This is a genomic window from uncultured Algoriphagus sp. (assembly GCF_963974835.1).
Taxonomy (GTDB): Bacteria; Bacteroidota; Bacteroidia; order Cytophagales; family Cyclobacteriaceae; genus Algoriphagus.
The window spans coordinates 181,024-197,470 of the sequence record NZ_CAXBET010000005.1; the positions used below are offsets into that span (position 1 = coordinate 181,024).

At 39.3% G+C, this 16,447-nt stretch carries 16 protein-coding genes; 6 read left to right on the top strand and 10 right to left on the bottom strand.

Translation table 11 applies throughout. From position 1 onward, the window contains the following. Nucleotides 1-49 precede the first annotated feature (49 nt). Both folE and AACZ73_RS12160 read right to left on the bottom strand, forming a co-directional pair. Nucleotides 50-754: a GTP cyclohydrolase I FolE gene (gene folE, locus AACZ73_RS12155; protein ID WP_339878151.1), complete on the bottom strand. Its 705-nt coding sequence runs from the start codon at nt 752-754 to the stop codon at nt 50-52. After that, the gene (locus AACZ73_RS12160; RefSeq protein WP_339878331.1) at nt 714-1,124 is read right to left on the bottom strand and encodes a 6-carboxytetrahydropterin synthase; all 411 of its coding nucleotides are present in this window, start codon (nt 1,122-1,124) and stop codon (nt 714-716) included. The genes folE and AACZ73_RS12160 overlap by 41 nt, the downstream gene beginning before the upstream one ends. Nucleotides 1,125-1,417: 293 nt before the next feature. Here AACZ73_RS12160 and AACZ73_RS12165 point away from each other — a divergent pair, with 293 nt between their 5' ends. Then, a complete protein-coding gene (locus AACZ73_RS12165; RefSeq protein ID WP_339878152.1) occupies nt 1,418-2,107 on the top strand; it encodes a murein L,D-transpeptidase catalytic domain family protein in 690 nt (229 codons plus the stop codon). Here AACZ73_RS12165 and AACZ73_RS12170 read toward each other — a convergent pair. The 5 genes from AACZ73_RS12170 to AACZ73_RS12190 form a co-directional block, all read right to left on the bottom strand. Beyond that, nucleotides 2,087-3,742: a L,D-transpeptidase family protein gene (locus AACZ73_RS12170; RefSeq protein ID WP_339878154.1), complete on the bottom strand. Its 1,656-nt coding sequence runs from the start codon at nt 3,740-3,742 to the stop codon at nt 2,087-2,089. The genes AACZ73_RS12165 and AACZ73_RS12170 overlap by 21 nt on opposite strands. 204 nt (nt 3,743-3,946) lie before the next feature. Further along, nucleotides 3,947-5,587, bottom strand: coding sequence for a L,D-transpeptidase family protein (locus AACZ73_RS12175; protein ID WP_339878155.1), 1,641 nt, complete (start codon nt 5,585-5,587; stop codon nt 3,947-3,949). Between the two features lie 13 nt (nt 5,588-5,600). Beyond that, on the bottom strand, nt 5,601-6,449 hold the full coding sequence (gene kdsA / locus AACZ73_RS12180; protein ID WP_339878156.1) for a 3-deoxy-8-phosphooctulonate synthase: 849 nt from the start codon (nt 6,447-6,449) through the stop codon (nt 5,601-5,603). Next, a complete protein-coding gene (locus AACZ73_RS12185) occupies nt 6,436-7,020 on the bottom strand; it encodes an HAD-IIIA family hydrolase (RefSeq protein ID WP_339878158.1) in 585 nt (194 codons plus the stop codon). Before AACZ73_RS12185 ends, kdsA begins: the two co-directional genes overlap by 14 nt. Then, the gene (locus AACZ73_RS12190) at nt 7,002-8,543 is read right to left on the bottom strand and encodes a bifunctional GNAT family N-acetyltransferase/carbon-nitrogen hydrolase family protein (protein WP_339878159.1); all 1,542 of its coding nucleotides are present in this window, start codon (nt 8,541-8,543) and stop codon (nt 7,002-7,004) included. Before AACZ73_RS12190 ends, AACZ73_RS12185 begins: the two co-directional genes overlap by 19 nt. A gap of 162 nt (nt 8,544-8,705) precedes the next feature. On the opposite strand from AACZ73_RS12190, the gene AACZ73_RS12195 reads away from it, so the two are divergent. Then, entirely contained in the window at nt 8,706-9,608 is a 903-nt protein-coding gene (locus AACZ73_RS12195; protein WP_339878160.1) for a mechanosensitive ion channel domain-containing protein, read from the top strand. 50 nt (nt 9,609-9,658) lie between these two features. Further along, nucleotides 9,659-10,582 (top strand): DUF6089 family protein, encoded by a 924-nt coding sequence (locus AACZ73_RS12200; RefSeq protein WP_339878161.1) that lies wholly within the window; start codon nt 9,659-9,661, stop codon nt 10,580-10,582. A 35-nt stretch (nt 10,583-10,617) separates the two neighbouring features. Here AACZ73_RS12200 and AACZ73_RS12205 read toward each other — a convergent pair whose 3' ends face one another. Beyond that, nucleotides 10,618-11,079: a GNAT family N-acetyltransferase gene (locus AACZ73_RS12205; protein WP_339878162.1), complete on the bottom strand. Its 462-nt coding sequence runs from the start codon at nt 11,077-11,079 to the stop codon at nt 10,618-10,620. A gap of 89 nt (nt 11,080-11,168) precedes the next feature. Here AACZ73_RS12205 and AACZ73_RS12210 point away from each other — a divergent pair, with 89 nt between their 5' ends. Further along, nucleotides 11,169-11,675, top strand: coding sequence for a RidA family protein (locus AACZ73_RS12210; protein WP_339878164.1), 507 nt, complete (start codon nt 11,169-11,171; stop codon nt 11,673-11,675). A gap of 57 nt (nt 11,676-11,732) precedes the next feature. Beyond that, nucleotides 11,733-12,287 carry a GNAT family N-acetyltransferase gene (locus AACZ73_RS12215; protein ID WP_339878166.1) on the top strand — a complete coding sequence of 185 codons (555 nt, stop codon included), beginning with the start codon at nt 11,733-11,735 and terminating at the stop codon, nt 12,285-12,287. A gap of 109 nt (nt 12,288-12,396) precedes the next feature. Here AACZ73_RS12215 and AACZ73_RS12220 read toward each other — a convergent pair whose 3' ends face one another. After that, nucleotides 12,397-13,215 carry a ferritin-like domain-containing protein gene (locus AACZ73_RS12220; RefSeq protein ID WP_339878167.1) on the bottom strand — a complete coding sequence of 273 codons (819 nt, stop codon included), beginning with the start codon at nt 13,213-13,215 and terminating at the stop codon, nt 12,397-12,399. A gap of 24 nt (nt 13,216-13,239) precedes the next feature. After that, nucleotides 13,240-13,944: a ferritin-like domain-containing protein gene (locus AACZ73_RS12225; RefSeq protein WP_339878169.1), complete on the bottom strand. Its 705-nt coding sequence runs from the start codon at nt 13,942-13,944 to the stop codon at nt 13,240-13,242. Between the two features lie 591 nt (nt 13,945-14,535). On the opposite strand from AACZ73_RS12225, the gene AACZ73_RS12230 reads away from it, so the two are divergent. Next, nucleotides 14,536-16,428 carry a tetratricopeptide repeat-containing sensor histidine kinase gene (locus AACZ73_RS12230; protein WP_339878171.1) on the top strand — a complete coding sequence of 631 codons (1,893 nt, stop codon included), beginning with the start codon at nt 14,536-14,538 and terminating at the stop codon, nt 16,426-16,428. The last annotated feature ends 19 nt before the right edge of the window (nt 16,429-16,447 follow it).

Below are 16,447 nucleotides of genomic sequence, written 5' to 3' on the forward strand. Positions count from 1 at the left end.
AAACCGGACTTTTCAGCCCGGTTTAAATGTTGGTCTAGTATTTCAAAAGTTATCTTTCCAAGCTTATATACTTGATAAACTCATTACGAGTTTGCTCATCTTTTTCAAACTTTCCTGAATAGAACGAGGTAAGGGTACTACTTGTTGTGTCCTTCACTCCTCTTGAGCTTACACACATGTGATCTGCATCCATAATTACTGCCACATCCGCTGTACCCAGAGCTTCTACTAGCTCATTCCCGATCTGCATCGTCAGCCTCTCCTGTACTTGGGGACGCTGGGAAAAATATTGAACTATCCTGTTAATCTTTGATAGTCCGATCACCGATCCATTGGAGATGTAAGCTACATGGGCTTTACCGTGAATCGGCACGAAATGATGCTCACAGTGTGAAAAGAAGGTGATATTCTTCTCCACCAGCATCTCATTATATTTATATTTATTTTCAAAAAGCTTTGCAACAGGCTTATTCTTTGGATTGAGACCACTGAATACTTCCTTCACATACATCTTTGCCACACGATGCGGAGTGCCTTTTAAACTGTCATCTGTCAGGTCCAATCCCATGATATGCATGATTTCTTTAAAGTGCTTCTCGATCAATTCGACCTTTAGCTCATCATCCATTTCGAAAGCATCTTCTCTAAGGGGCGTTTCGAGGGAAGTTCCTACATGTTCATCTCCGATGTCACCAGCAGATGCACGGGCAATATTAATTCCCATCGTATTCAACAAAGTTTCTTTCTGTTTCATAAAGTCGAATCGTTAACTCGAATTTTCGATCAATTTGTTCCCTTAAAATATTCCAAATAACCACTGCAATGTTCTCAGCGGTTGGGTTAAGTTCTTTGAATTCATCGGTATCAAGGTTTAAATTTTTGTGATCTAATTTTCTTAATATATGCTCTTTGATCAGGTCGCTGAGCACTTTCATATCATATACGTATCCCGTACGAGGATCTATTTCTCCTCTAAGTTTTACTACCAATTCATAATTGTGACCATGAAAATGAGGATTATTACACTTCCCAAAAACGGACTGATTTTGCTCATCTGACCATTCAGGATTATGAAGCCTATGGGCTGCGTTGAAATGTTCTTTTCTAAATACTGATACTTTCATGGAATGCTGAAACAGCGGCTTTTCTGAATTTGTTTGAATTATTTTCATTTTTGACTGTTACAGTACAAGGATGGCACTGATAGCAGAGAAATAATTTTGGGTCTGCAAAATTACAGAATAATAATTGGCACCAAAACCTAAGTAATCTCATCTAGCCTTCAACCATCAACTATAACTAGAAGGTTCCCGGCTAAATTTCACATATTTTATGACCAAAATCATAAGATACTGAATTAAAGCTCGTTTGATCTACCGGGATATCCTCCTAAATTTGTACAATCACCCAAATGCTTATGCTTTACCAAACAATCGCTATTACTTTCCTATTGTTCATAGGAATTTTCAACAATCCAGATTTTAGAGAAAATAACCCTACCAATATTTCATCCATTGACGCAACTTCAGTATCCTATGATGCATTGCACAGCGATAATGGAGTTTTGCCTTCGCGAGAAGTTTTCACGATGGCTATACAAGGTTGGGATAAAATGAAGGACAATCTTAAATCCAAGGTGCTTACTGTCATTGATTTTAGCCTTCCCTCCACAGCCAAGCGTATGTGGATCATTGATCCGGAAAATGGAGATATCCTCCTAAATTCTGTAGTATCTCATGGAAGAAACTCGGGAGATTTGTTGGCAAAAGCTTTTTCAAATCAACCCGAATCCTTCAAAAGTAGCTTAGGGTTTTATAAAACGGCAGAAACCTATTCAGGCAAACATGGCTATTCTTTGAGATTAGATGGCTTAGAAAAAGGTTTTAATGATCAAGCGAGAAACCGTGCTATCGTAATACACGGAGCAGATTATGCCCGCGAAGAATTTGCTAAGTCAGTAGGAAGACTAGGAAGAAGTTTAGGTTGCCCAGCTCTTCCAAGTGAGCTATCTGCCAAAGCTATCGATCTGATCAAAGACGGTTCTTTGCTTTTCATTTTTGGAAAAGATGAGAACTATCTTTCAAAATCAAGCCTTATCAAGGCTTGATTTTTCTCTTCTCAACGCTTTGAGTAAAGCTTCATCTCTGTCATAAACATCTGATCTGAAATTGGCTTTGCCATTCTTATCCGCCCAGAAAGTCATATAAAGCAAGACAACAGGTATTTTTCTGTCTAATTCTACCACTTCTTCGGTATCCTGGTTCATGGCTTCCAGAATTTTTTCATCATCCCATTCTTTATCGTCAAGTAAAATTTTTGCGAATTGATCTGGATTCTGAATTCGGATACATCCATGACTCAGCGCGCGAGTTTCCTTTTCAAATAGACTACGAGCCGGAGTATCGTGAATGTAAATGTTATATTCATTTGGGAACATAAATTTTACTAGGCCTAGAGAATTATCCCCTCCTGGTTTTTGCCGCACCCGGTATCCCTGATCTTTGGATAAATTGACTTTTGATGCTTTTACCACCTCACCACTGCCACTCACCACTTCCATATTCTTTTGCGATAGGTAGTTGGGGTTTTTACTCATGGATGGAATTATTTCATCTTTAGTGATTGATTCAGGAATGTTCCAATAAGGACTGAAGACAATATAGCTCATAGGAGCTGTGAATGTTGGAGACTCATTGTATTCTTTACCTACGATTACTTTTGCTGTGAATGCTGTATCTTTTTTGTTCATGTAGTCCAATTGGTAATTGGCTATATTCACCAAAACCATCTCCTGATCCCAGTCGATTTTTGGCATCCAGCGAAGTCTCTCCATGTTTATCGAAGCAATATCGATTAGATTTTGAGGGGAATTATTTAAGGACTCTGCCACCAAAGAACCAATTACTCCATCTGGATTCATACCGTTGGATTCCTGATATTTCTGTAGACCCTCAAACATCGTAGAATCAAACAAAGTTGGCTCGTCCGTATCATAAGGTTTCAAAAAGTCCCAAAAGACCAACCGCTTACGAAGATCTGGAATTGCCGAATGCTTCTCACCTACTTTTATAACGCCATCCACCTTGGCAAATTCCCAAGTTAGAGTATCATTTCTTTGAATCTCATACAGCTCCTCGATGGCTTCACGACCCTGTGCATAGATTTCTGAGCTAGGATAAAGGCTTGCGAAAGTCTTCTCAACTGAACTTCCATTTGCCACTTCCTTAAGCAGTTCTGTATAATTAATCTCAGATTCCTTCTCTTCGAATTTCCAGTTAGGATCTAGGCTTGAAGGATTTACCTTACCTTTTTCCAAGTCATGAGCTAGATTGAAAAAGCTATCACTTAGCATCAACTCCAGATTGACTTTCTCCTCAGCAGAAAGACTTTTAAATTTTTTATTCTTTTTATCCGAATCTGAAGAAAATGCATAAATTTCTTCCAAGTGATAATCTGCTGGTTGCAAACCATCAAATTTTGAATCTTCTATCTGCTTCAGTAATTCTTCACCTGATTTGGAAAGTGAACCGTTAAAAAGCCACACCTCTAGGTATTCTCTATCTGCATAAAACTTCTCAAGCTCTTCAGAATAATTGGACTGAGACAGTGATCCACTTCTATCTCCGCTTAATGCTGCTTGAAGTTCATCTGAAATGTCTGACCTGCGGTGATTAAAAAACCAGATCAATCCTATCGCTAGAATTAAGACTGCGACGAATGGGACAATTATCTTTTTATTCATATAAGGCGTTTTGTATCACCTTCTAGAAATCAAAGTTCGTACGCATATAATTCTATAATAATAAAAGCCTTCAGCCTTAACCTAATCAGCTAATGTGCAGTGGTTTACAACCTTATAAAATCTGCAGACAACATTTTCCACAAATTTAGACTGAGACTGAAATTTCCCAAGTTGGGGTTCAGAACATAGCTCAACACCTATAATCTAATTGCGAAGTGCTGCAAGCACCTCAGCATCTCGGTCATAAATATCCTGGCGGAAATGCCCCTGACCTTTGGAATCTGCCCAAAACGTGAGGTAAAGTAATACTACCGGAATTTTGCGATCCAGAGTCACTATCTGCTCATGGCTTTGATGCATCGCTGCATTGATCTTTGCCGGAGTCCAAGAACTATCGTTTTTTAGTAGTATCCCTGCAAATGCTGCTGGATCCTGAATTCGAATACATCCATGGCTTAATGCTCTATCTTCTCTGGTAAATAAACTTCTAGCTGGGGTATCATGAATATATACGCTGTGCTCGTTTGGAAACATAAACTTTACCAAACCCAGAGAATTATTTTCACCTGGCTTTTGCCTCACCATATAAGGGATAGATTTCCCACTCCAGTTAACAGAGGAAGGGTCTACATGCTGGCCTGAGTAGGTTACCACTTCCATATTTTTTTGGGTAAGGTAGTTTGGGTTTTTTCTCACAGCCGGCATTACTTCGTTTCGCACGATAGAAGTTGGCAAATTCCAATATGGACTAAACACGATATAACTCATCGCAGAAGAAAAAATCGGAGATTCATGGAATTTCTTCCCGACGATTACCCTTGCAGAAAGTAATGTGTCTCTGTTATTTAGATAATCCAATTGATAATTTGCGATGTTTACAAGAATCATTTCAGCACCACGTAACGTATCTGGAAGCCAGCGAAGACGCTCCATGTTAACTGAAGCCTTGTCTATCAAATCACCCGGAGACTGGTTCAATGCATTCACCGTATTTTTACCTAAAGCGCCATCCGGTTCCAGACCATTTCTCTGCTGGAATTTCTGCACTGCGACAAACATCGTGGAGTCATAGGCATTTTCATCCTCATACGAATACGACTCTAAATATTTCCAAAAAGTCAGGCGCTCACGCAAATTCGCAATGCTCCCGTTACTCTCTCCTACTTTAATGGATTTCACTACTTTCACTGCCTTCCAATTGAGCGTATCTTTCTTGCGGATTTCATCCATGGCGCGGATCACTTCTCTTCCCTTTTTGTACATGGGAAGGTTGGGATAAAGAGTCTCCAAGGGCTGCCGGATTTGCTCGCGCTCCAAAGCTGTTGCCAGCAAATCAGGAAAAGACGTTTTTGATGTTTTATGGGTGATTTCCCAATCGCCAGTTAGGGATTGCGGATCTACCTTACCTACTTCCAGATGTGCTGCCAAATGGAAAAATGAATCTGTCAGCAGTAAATCCAACCCAGCCAAATCGTCAAGTTCATTCGCATTTCCTGACTTCTTATTTGCTTCAAACTGGGAAAAAAAAGCATTGATCAGATTCAGGTGATAGTCTTCAGGAGTCAGCCCGTCAAATTTGCTTTGCAAGATTTCAAATCGAAGTTCATAGGCAAGTTCTGTGAGAACTCCATTTTTAATCCAAGCTGGCTCGAAAAATCTTGAAGTATAAAATTTATGGATTTCTCCTTTTGCGAAAAGCTCCTGGTTCTGGACGTTAAGCGGAATATCCGGCTGATCCTGTTCCAGACGAATCCGGATGTTATCCTGCAAGTCCGTATTCTGTGCGATACAAAAAAGCCCCGGAGCAAAACTCAGGAGCATAATTAAAATGAAGTTCTTAAGCATAATCTCTTTTGAATTATTGCACCTCAAAATTTTGATATTTTCTTCCCAGCGTCCACACTTCTTTTAGCATTTCCAAGAATTCTCCCATCTTATGGAGAGGTATCAAGTTTGGCCCATCGCTAAGTGCTTTGGAAGGATCTGGGTGAGTCTCGATAAAGAAACCGTCAATACCAGTTGCAGCTGCTGCTCTTGCCAAGATCGGCGCAAATTCCCGTTGTCCTCCACTGCTTCCACCTTGACCACCTGGCTGCTGCACTGAATGGGTAATATCAAAAACAACCGGTGCAAACTGACGCATGATCGGAAGTCCACGCATATCCACCACCAGATTATGATATCCTAAAGAAAACCCACGCTCAGTAAGACATACATTATCGTTTCCAGTTGATCTCACTTTACTCACAGCGTACTGCATATCCTCAGGTGCCATGAACTGTCCGCGCTTGATTTTAACAGCCTTTCCACTTTCGCCTGCGGCTAAAAGCAAATCTGTCTGCCTACACAGAAATGCAGGAATCTGCAAGACATCTACAACAGCTGCGACATCCTTCACCTGATAGCTTTCATGGATATCTGTCACCAATGGGACGTTCAAAGCATTTCCCACACGCTGCAGCACTTCTAATGACTTATCCATTCCTATACTTCGGAAAGAACCGGATGAGGTTCTATTGGCTTTATCAAAAGACGCTTTGAACACATAGGAAAAACCATATTTCTCTGCCCATTCTTTGGTCTTGGCTCCTATCTCCAGACATATGTCATAGCTCTCAACAGCACAAGGACCAGCGAATAAAACAGGCTTTTCTTCACCCAAAATCACCGAATCAGTGATGCGCATAGGTTGTTTATTTCTTTTCATTTTCCTTTTGGGATAAAGTATCTATCAATGGGACTAATTGCTGGATGGAGTGGAGAAGCAAATCTCCTGCTTCTCGAAAAACCCCTTCGCCACCTTTGAATCGAGAAACGTAATGAGCTATTGGCTTTACATATTCTAAGGCATCCTCAGGCACTACAGCTAGGCCTACACGGGCTAAAATAGGCAGATCAATCAAATCATCACCGATATAAGCGACTTCCTCCGCCTGTAGCTCAAGCGTTTCTAGGACTTCTTGAAATTTCTTTCCCTTATTTTTGACTCCATGGTAATGGAAATCAAACTTAAGTTCCTCACAACGGTTTTGAACCACATATGATTCTCTTCCCGTGATAGCACCCACCATAAGCCCGCTTTTGCGAAGATGGTAGACAATCAAACCATCCTTTACATTGAATTTTTTGAATTCCAGCTTATTATCATCATAGATAATTCCGCCGTCAGTCATCACCCCATCAATATCCGAGATGAGCAATTTTATTTTGGCTGCTCTTTCCCACACTTCATCTGAAACGTGAGCAAAGTAATCAGCTATTATTTTTTCTGTTTCCATTGAATAGAATAAAGATCGAGCCTTCTCTGCTCGAGGTTTCGTACACTTCCTGCCTTTCTCTGTTTAGTCAAAAGATCCAAATCCACATCGGCAACGATGATAGTTTCTTCATTTTCCGAGGCCATTGCTACTACTGCATCATGGGGAAAAGAGAAATCTGAAGGAGAATAAATAGCAGCCTGCGAGTACTGAATATCCATGTTTTCCACTTTCGGCAGATTACCCACAGAACCCGTAATCGCCACATAACACTCGTTTTCTATCGCACGCGACTTTGCACAGGTATTGACCCGCAGGAAAGCATTTTTAGTATCTGTCCAGAATGGTACAAATAAAATGTCCATTTCCTGCTCAGCGAGGATTCTTCCAAGCTCGGGGAATTCCACATCATAGCAAATCAAAATCCCAATTCTTCCTGCATCAGTATCGAAAACATTGATACCATTTCCTCCTTGAAGTCCCCAATAAGAAGCTTCATCCGGAGTAATGTGAAGCTTATATTGCTTGTCCTGTGTACCGTCTCGTCGGCAGAGGTAACTTACGTTTCTAAGCTTTTTGCCGTCGTACTCAGGCATTGACCCCGCAACTATGTTAACATTATAGGAAACAGCCAAATCGCTCATTCGGCTGATAATTTCGTCGGTATAATCTGCCAGATTTCGAATTGCCTCTGAAGCATCCATGTCGTTGAATTCTGCCAAAAGTGGTGCGTTGAAGAATTCGGGAAGTAAACAGAAATCTGATTTGTATCCAGAAACGGTATCCACAAAGAATTCTACCTGTTGCATCAAGTCATCCACATTGGAGAAGCGACGCATCTTCCATTGCACCAAACCAAGACGCACAATTGACTTCTTATTACCTATTAGCTTCTCGTCTTTTTCGTAATAAATATTAATCCACTCAAGAAGCGTAGCATAGGCTCTGGAATCTGTATCTGAAGGCAAATACTTGGTAATCACCTTTCTAACGTGAAATTCATTTGCTAGCTGGAAAGACAAAACTGAGTCAAAAATCTCTTTATTCTTGACTAGGTCTATGTATTTCCTAGGGGTCATCTCATCGGCGTAATTTGTGTATCCAGGAATTCTTCCACCGGCAATGATGGATCGAAGATTTAAGTTCTCGCAGATCTCCTTTCTCACATCATATAATCTACGCCCGAGACGCATGCCTCGATAGTCAGTATGCACAAAGACGTCAGTTCCATAAAGTGTGTCCCCATCCATGTCATGGGTATCAAACTTTCCATAACCGGTAATTTGATCATACGTGTGATTGTCTCCAAATCTATTGTAATCAACTACTATACTCAAAGCAGCAGCGACTACTTTACCGTTATCCTCAATACCTATCTGACCTTCCGGAAATACCTTCAACTGGTTTTTAAGCTCCTCCTTGGTCCAAGCACCACCTTGGTTTTTATAAATGGAAACCATTATTTCCCGGATATCTTCGTAATCCGAAAGTTTTATATTTCTAAGCTTAAGCCTATGCTCTAACTCTTCTTTTTGCTTGCTCATGGTTCAAAATTAGCCAAATTCAATTAATTATTTCTAATCACTCTTTCTTAAGAAAATAAACAGATCAATCCCAAATTATCATGTTATGCCAGAATTATAGTACATTAAAAGCAATTCTGAATAGTTATAGAATACAAATAGAGAAAAGATAGCATAAACTATATGCAGCAGGAAATAAAAGAAGTGGCTGAAGAAAAAGCACAGGGATTTATAGAATGGATACAGGAAATATTCAATTACAGCCTGGTCAATTTAGGTGAATCCAAACTAACAGTAGGTTTAATATTAACTCTTGTTATTTCATTCATTGTCCTTTTCATAGTTACTGAATGGATACGTAGATTACTTGTTAATAGGGTATTAACCCGTTATCAAATAGATTCAGGAACCCGCTCATCCATCGGCATGATAGTGAAATACGTGCTGATTTTGGCAGGTGTATTTTCCATCTTACAAACCAATGGAGTTGATCTGAGTGCTTTCGGAATTCTTGCTGGTGCTCTGGGTGTAGGTATCGGTTTTGGCCTGCAAAACATCACCAACAACTTCATTTCCGGCCTCATTATTCTATTCGAAAGGCCTATCAAAGTAGGTGACCGAATTGAGGTGGGAGACGTCTCTGGAGATGTAATCCGAATTTCTGCCCGATCCACTACAATTGTAACCAATGACAATATCACGATTATAGTTCCTAACAGTCAATTTATTGACAGTCCTGTGATCAACTGGTCGCACAATGATCGTAATATCCGATTCAATTTCCCGGTAGGAGTAGCATATAAAGAAAACCCTGAGAAGGTGAAAAGTATACTCATTGAAGCAGCAAAAGAAAATAATGGAGTATTGAATACTCCAGCGCCTGATGTACTTTTTGATAGTTATGGAGACAATAGTATCAACTTCATACTAAGGGTATGGTCTTCTGAGTACATCAATAAACCCAAAGTGCTTAAAAGCCAGTTGTATTACGCCATTTTTAAGAAGTTTGGCGAGCAAGGAATAGAAATTCCATTCCCTCAACGTGACCTTCATATTAAGTCAGGATTTGAAAAGTTAGAAAATTAGTCTAATTTTCAACTGACTCTTAATTTGGGAAAAAACGGGGGAAGCCGGCTATGAAAAAATTGTTCTTCATTTTTATTTTTCTTTCCTCTTCTCTGGCCTATTCACAGAGTTTCTATAGGTTTCGCTTTGAGGAACCATGGTCATTTTCAGCGAGTGCTGGAGCTACTCAATATTTCGGGGAATTATATTCTTTTTGGAAATATAGCGAAGGTGTACAGCCTGATTGGAATGCAAACATCGCTGCCCACTATACCTTTGGAACACATCTTCGAGCCAGGGCAGACTTTTCTTACATTAAAATGTCCGGCCAAGATCCTCCATCCGATCCCAGGGCACACAGAGTCGTCAGAAACCTTGATTTTAAAGCGCAAAACTGGGAAACCACCGCAATGGTAGAGTATTATTGGTTTCCCGTAAAGGTACCAAACATACATCGCTCCCTGTGGAATCCTTACATTTTTGCAGGAGTAGGTATGTCCACAAACAACCCTCAAACTCAATTAGACGGAGAATGGGTTGACCTTCGACCGCTGCAACTCGAAAACAACCCATACGAACGCTATATTATTACTTTTCCGATGGGATTAGGATTGAAATATAAGATGAACGTTTATATGGATTTTTTTCTGGAAGGAAACTATAGATTCACTCTTACAGATTATATGGATGATATTTCAGCCTATAATATCAGTGAATTCTATCTTGACTTAGTGGAAGATTATGTAACAGGTAAAAATCCGGATCGATTGAGACTGGCCGTTCGAAATCCGGATTTCATGGATGACAATGGATTGCCTGATGTGGATAAAATCCTGAGAAATGGAGGAAGAATCCGTCGCGGTTCGGGATTAGATCATCGCTACGATGGTTACATGACCGTAAATTTTGGTGTGGAAATATACCTTGCCCCGGATATTTGGGACAACTTCATCTTTAGAAACAGAGTAAATGAAAAAGCTTTCCGCTTCTGGTAAAGCTTAATTTCAAATTCTAAATCTCAAATTTGAAATTATATATCTAACTCCATTTTGATATCACAGCGGCAATACTTGCCTTCTTCAAGTTCCACTGGCTTAAATCCCAGTTTTTGATAAATTCTCAAAGCAGGTGAAAGCTTGGAGTGAGTGTAAAGCACTACTTTCTTACCTCCCATTTCTCTAGCTTTTTCAATAATCGCCTTTGCGAGGATCATTCCTATTCCCTTACCTTTTGCATCTTCGTTAACTCCCATTTTTATCATTTCATACACGCCATCAGAGACTTTGTGAAGTCCAACAGTACCGACGATCTCTTCTCCTAACTTTGCATAAATGATCGTTCCACCTGGCTTGATAATCGTTTCTTCGGGAGAATCAAATTGGGCCTGATCAAAGGGTTCGATAGCGAATAACTGTTCAACCCAAGCTTTGTTAATCGACTTAAAAAACGGACTTAATTCAGGCGAATAAGGTAAAATGTCAATATTTTCCATGGAATGAGATTTTTAGGGGCTCAGAGAAACTCAAAAATAAAAAGTTTTCTTTTAGCTTAGAAAGATTAAAAAACACTTTAAGAAACAATATGCGCCTTATACAATTTTCCGTTTTTATTTTGCTGCTATTAGGCAGTTCACTTGCCTTGGCACAATCACCGGATGAACAACTTAAAAAACTGGGATTAGAACTGCCTGAGGTCGGTGTGCCGATTGCAAACTATGTAAAATGGCGACAGGTAGATAATATACTTTATCTATCAGGCACCGGACCTGACGTATTTGGGAAAGTCGGAGCAGATCTGACTGTAGAAGAAGGATATCAGGCTGCGCGGGAGACAGGACTGGAAGTTATTGCTATGCTAAAAGCTGCAACTGGGGACCTAAGCAAAGTGAAACAGTTTGTGAAAGTATTGGGAATGGTTAACTCCGATCCAAAATTCGATAAGCAGCCTGCTGTAATCAATGGCTTTTCTGATCTTATGGTAGAAGTCTTTGGAGAAAAAGGAAAGCATGCCCGATCAGCAGTTAGTGTAGCCGCCTTACCAAATAATATGGCAGTGGAAATAGAAGTTATTGTGGAGCTAGAGAAATAATTTTGCATAAAATTGGTTCAAACCTTTATTACGCCAATTCTTAATTGATCACAATGGATGAGCGCTAGTTCCCGCACTAAGAAACCTCTGCATCTTTTCACTAGTGAAAGACTGGGATTTCGCACCTGGCACCCTTCAGACCTTACAGCCTTTACCGCCATGAATGCAGATCCTGAAACCATGACTTTTTTCCAGCACCCACTTTCGAAGAATGAATCCCAAGCTTTGATGGATAGAATGAAAAGACTTTACGCTGATCGCGGGCATTGTTATTTCGCTGTCGACTTATTGGAAAGTGGGGTATTCTTAGGAATGATCGGCTTGGGCACCAAATCATTCAAAGCAGACTTCACCCCTTGTGTGGATATAGGTTGGCGGATCAGAAAAGAATACTGGAATCAAGGTTATACTACTGAAGGAGCAGCAAGATGCCTTGAATTTGCTAAAGAAATAGGCATTAATGAAGTATATTCTCTAGCCTCTGCAAAGAATGGAGCATCAATCCGTGTAATGCAAAAAATCGGAATGAAATATGAAGCTGACTTCGAACATCCTGAACTTAAAGACTATCCGAGCTTAAGAGAATGTACATTATATAAAATCAGTTGGTAGCTTACTCATATTATTACCAACAAATAATTTTAAAACTAAAGAAAAAAAAAGATGCCACTCCCAAATGGAAGTGACATCAAACCACTCAACCCCAACTAATAACCAATTCTTACGCTAGGAAAAGAGAAGCAATTCCTAACACCTGATCTTTGTTTAGTGGTTCATCCCATGCTTCGGACACTGCACTAGCATCTATTCCGGTTAAGTTTACGACATTTACACCCCCATGCATTACGTTTCCTTCACCATCGTAGATAGCCTGTGTAGGTGCTGGCAGGGAACCTCTTGAGTCGTTAGTGATCCAACCTTTCACTGTATCCAGTCCTTTTTTCGTTCTTAATCTTCTTACCATAGATGCATGTCTAGCTTCTACAGAATGTATTGATAAAGCAGCAGTTAATACCACGTCACTTTCCATTACATTACCAGCTTGGCCTTTGTAAGCTCTCACCCCAGTATCCTCAAAAGCTTGGGATAAAGCCAGGAATGTAGGATAATCTTCAAATGGCATAAAGTTACCGCCTGCTGTAAAATCAAATTCAGGCTCAGCTACCGGCGTACCCATCAGTACATTGGAAATTACTTCTTGTAAGAAGTTAACGTGAGCCAATTCGTGGTCTCTGATTTTAGTAAATATGGCTGAATCAGCACTTTCAATAACTCCTGATTCAATACCCATCTGATAATATCTATATTCCAAATGCTCCAAAGTCAAGGCGTAATTCAATACACCGATTAAGCTTGCAGTATCTGCTTTCGCTACTTTAGGCAGTGCAGAAAGTAATCCAAGTGGCACAGCAGCCATAGCTACTTTTTTACCCATATCTCCAAACTGGCGGAAAGCCTCTCTTCTGGAGAAAAACAAATCTTTTTCTTCCGGACTATTGGTATCCGGACACATTTTATCTAGCAATTTTAATAAGTTCATGTCTTGTGTTGTTTAAAGTGGTTATTAAGATGTTGGTAATTGACTGAAATCAATTGGTGTGGTAACATACGTGCTCGCAGCGGTCAAAACCTGAGAGAAAGTCAGCGTACGCTCAAGACCATTCGCATCGATCAAATCATCTCCTGCAAAATCAGCAGAACCCGGATTGATCAAATCTCTGATTGCCGCAGCATGTCTAGCTTCTACAGAAACAATTTTTCCGGCAATTACTAGATAGTCTACATTTTCAATGAATTGACCAGCACCATTATAAGCAGCAACCCCTAAGTCTTCAAAAGTCTTTGCAGCACCCAAGACAGAAGTTCTATTGCTGAAATCAATTGAGCTAAAATCAACTTCCAGATCAGCAATAGCTGCATCTCCTAAAGCTGCCTTGAAAAATTCTTTGTGAGCCCTTTCGTGCTTTTCCAAATCCCCCATAATGGTTTTCTCTTCAGCACTTGCATTTGCAAAATAACTTCCCTGCATAACAGTAGCATAAAATGCTGCTTCCAATTGCTCCAAGGCATAAGCATAATTCAATATTCCAATATCTCCAGATCCTAGCATCACGCCATCAGGCATCGGCATTGGATCCATATCTTCTACATCCTTACAGCCTACCATAATCAATCCGGCGGCGGCAACTGAAAGTGAGCCTGTTTTAAGGAACTGTCTGCGGTTAGCATTTTTCACCAGTCCCTGAGGCTTAATTAATTCATTTTTCATCTTCTGAGTGTTTAGGTTAATAATTCGGTTTTGGTTTTCATTTGAAAAGATTTCACCACAAATCGAAATTCGATCAAGTGTTTTAATGATTTGAAAAGATTTACGAAGTGAGGTGAGCAACTGGATTTAGCACAGTTAAAAAAAAATCTACATATCCCGAAGATGTGGTCTTTGCCACAAAAATATAACTGATATTGAGCGATTTTCAGGTTGAAAAACTCTCTAATTCGAAGAGGATAAAGCTTAAAAAGAAACCTTCTAAACAGTTAAAAACTTATTCTTCCCTGTTTTTGAATCTATAAATAAGAGAAGAATTAATATAAATAAGAGAATATATAAAATTATATAAGAACTTATTAATTAATGACTTAGCTGCTTTATTAATAATTCTATTTGCTTTTTATAAATACATTCTAGCTTTTCACATCACAAAAATAAGGTATCTTAAATTTCATAGGACGACTTAAAAATCCGTTTTTTACCCATTTATGGATTGGTTTCTCAAAAAGTTTTTTCAGTTATTTTTTTAATAAATTCATTACAAGTAAATTATCCTCCTGTTTTAACTAAATTAGTTCTAGAGGTCGCACAATGTCCAAATCTTTTTTATTGATCTCCCTCCTATGGGCTTTCGCCCCGCTTCCTAAAGACAATTCTACCAAAGTAGAATCGAATGCAATATTAGATTCGCTAATAAAAAAAAGTGAATATTATTTATACTTAGAATGGGATAGTGCCTATTCCTATCTAACTCAAGCCGACTCTCTTGCACGGCTTCTTAATCAAGAAAATAAAGTTGGAAAAATCTCCAACCTGTTTGGGACTTTACATTACCTAGAAGGCGACTATGTAGAATCCATTAGATATTACTCTATCGCAAGCGAAATTTTTAACAAAACCCAAGATGAATCAGGATTGGGCTACGCTCTCAACGGAAGAGGACTTATATACCTTAGCCAAAATGAACTCGAAAGAGCTATTGAAATTTTTAACCGCTGTATTGAAATCAACAAGGCGTTGGGGGACACATATTTGGTAGGTAGAAATTATTTCAACAGAAGCATAGGAGAGTCGGATCTTGGCCAGTATGATAAGGCCCATCATTCTATCAATTTAGCTTTGGAATACCTAAAGGACCATAAACACAGGGTGATTTACACGATGACATTAAATAGAGCTGGAAAGATCTATTTTGATGAGGGCAAACTAACTGAGTCTGAGGACTACTATAATCGTGTTTTAAATTATCCTGGCAAGCTGAGCAATTGGGCAAGAGCATTTGCATATACTGGATTGGCTGAAATACAGATCGCCAGAGGAAATTATGCAGATGCATTACAACTTGGTGAGCTCGCCAAAAATTACGTCAATAAAACTCGGGGATACTGGGACAAAGCAAGATTATCCAAAGCATTGATGACGATTCACGCTGAACTTGATCAATATCCTCTGGCATTAGTGCACTCCAAACTTTACAAAGCATATTCGGACAGCCTGTATAATGAAAATAAAAAAGCCGAAATCATCTACTTCCAGCTCCATTTGGCTGACGCTGACAATCAAAACTTGCTACAGGAAAAAGAGCTGGCAGAAAGCAATGCTCAGTTAAATAAAAAATTCATATTGATTCTTACAATCGTTCTGATAATCCTGATCATTGGGTTTATACTATATGGAAAAGTAATCAGGCAAAAAGAAAAAATTAATCAAGTGCTTCTTGAAAAGCAAAACGAAATTCAAATACAAAATGAAAAGCTTGAAGCTATCAATGATGAGAAGAACAAACTATTTTCCATTCTTTCCCATGATCTAAAAGCTCCGATCAAGTCAGTGAAAGAGCTTTTGGAATTGGAAGAACAAGGGATGCTCAATGAAGATGAGAAAAAAACTGCCCGAAGGCTCCTTATCAAGCAAGTGTCCGATACCGATGAGATGCTAAGAAAAATCCTTCGATGGTCTCAAGCTCAGCTCGATGGAATTCTGACAAAAAGAATTCCTACTCACCTATATGAAATAATAAAAGATGAGGTAGACCATCTAAACTACCAGAAGACTTCCAAAAAAATCTCTATTGATTTTTCACTGATAAATGAAGATATCCGAGTCATGGTAGATCCTCAGCAACTTCGGATTATTCTGCAAAATTGCCTTCAAAATTCCATCAAATTTTCAAATCCAAATTCCCAGATAAAGCTGTGGAATTCGGAAAATCCTGAAGATGGGCTGATCAATCTTCATATAAAGGACGAAGGAATAGGTATCCCTAAAAATAAATTGAAAGAAATTTTCTCAAATTTAGTGCAGATCAAGTCTACCGAGGGAACGCACAAGGAAAAAGGGACGGGCTTGGGCTTGTTACTCGTCAGACAGTTTACTGAGAAAAACAAGGGGAAATTCGACATCCAGAGTACGCCAAATGAAGGAACTGAGATCATTCTTAGCTTTGAAAAAATTAATGTCCCAGTAGAGAAAATTGAATCTTAATTAATAGTCTATATCTCCT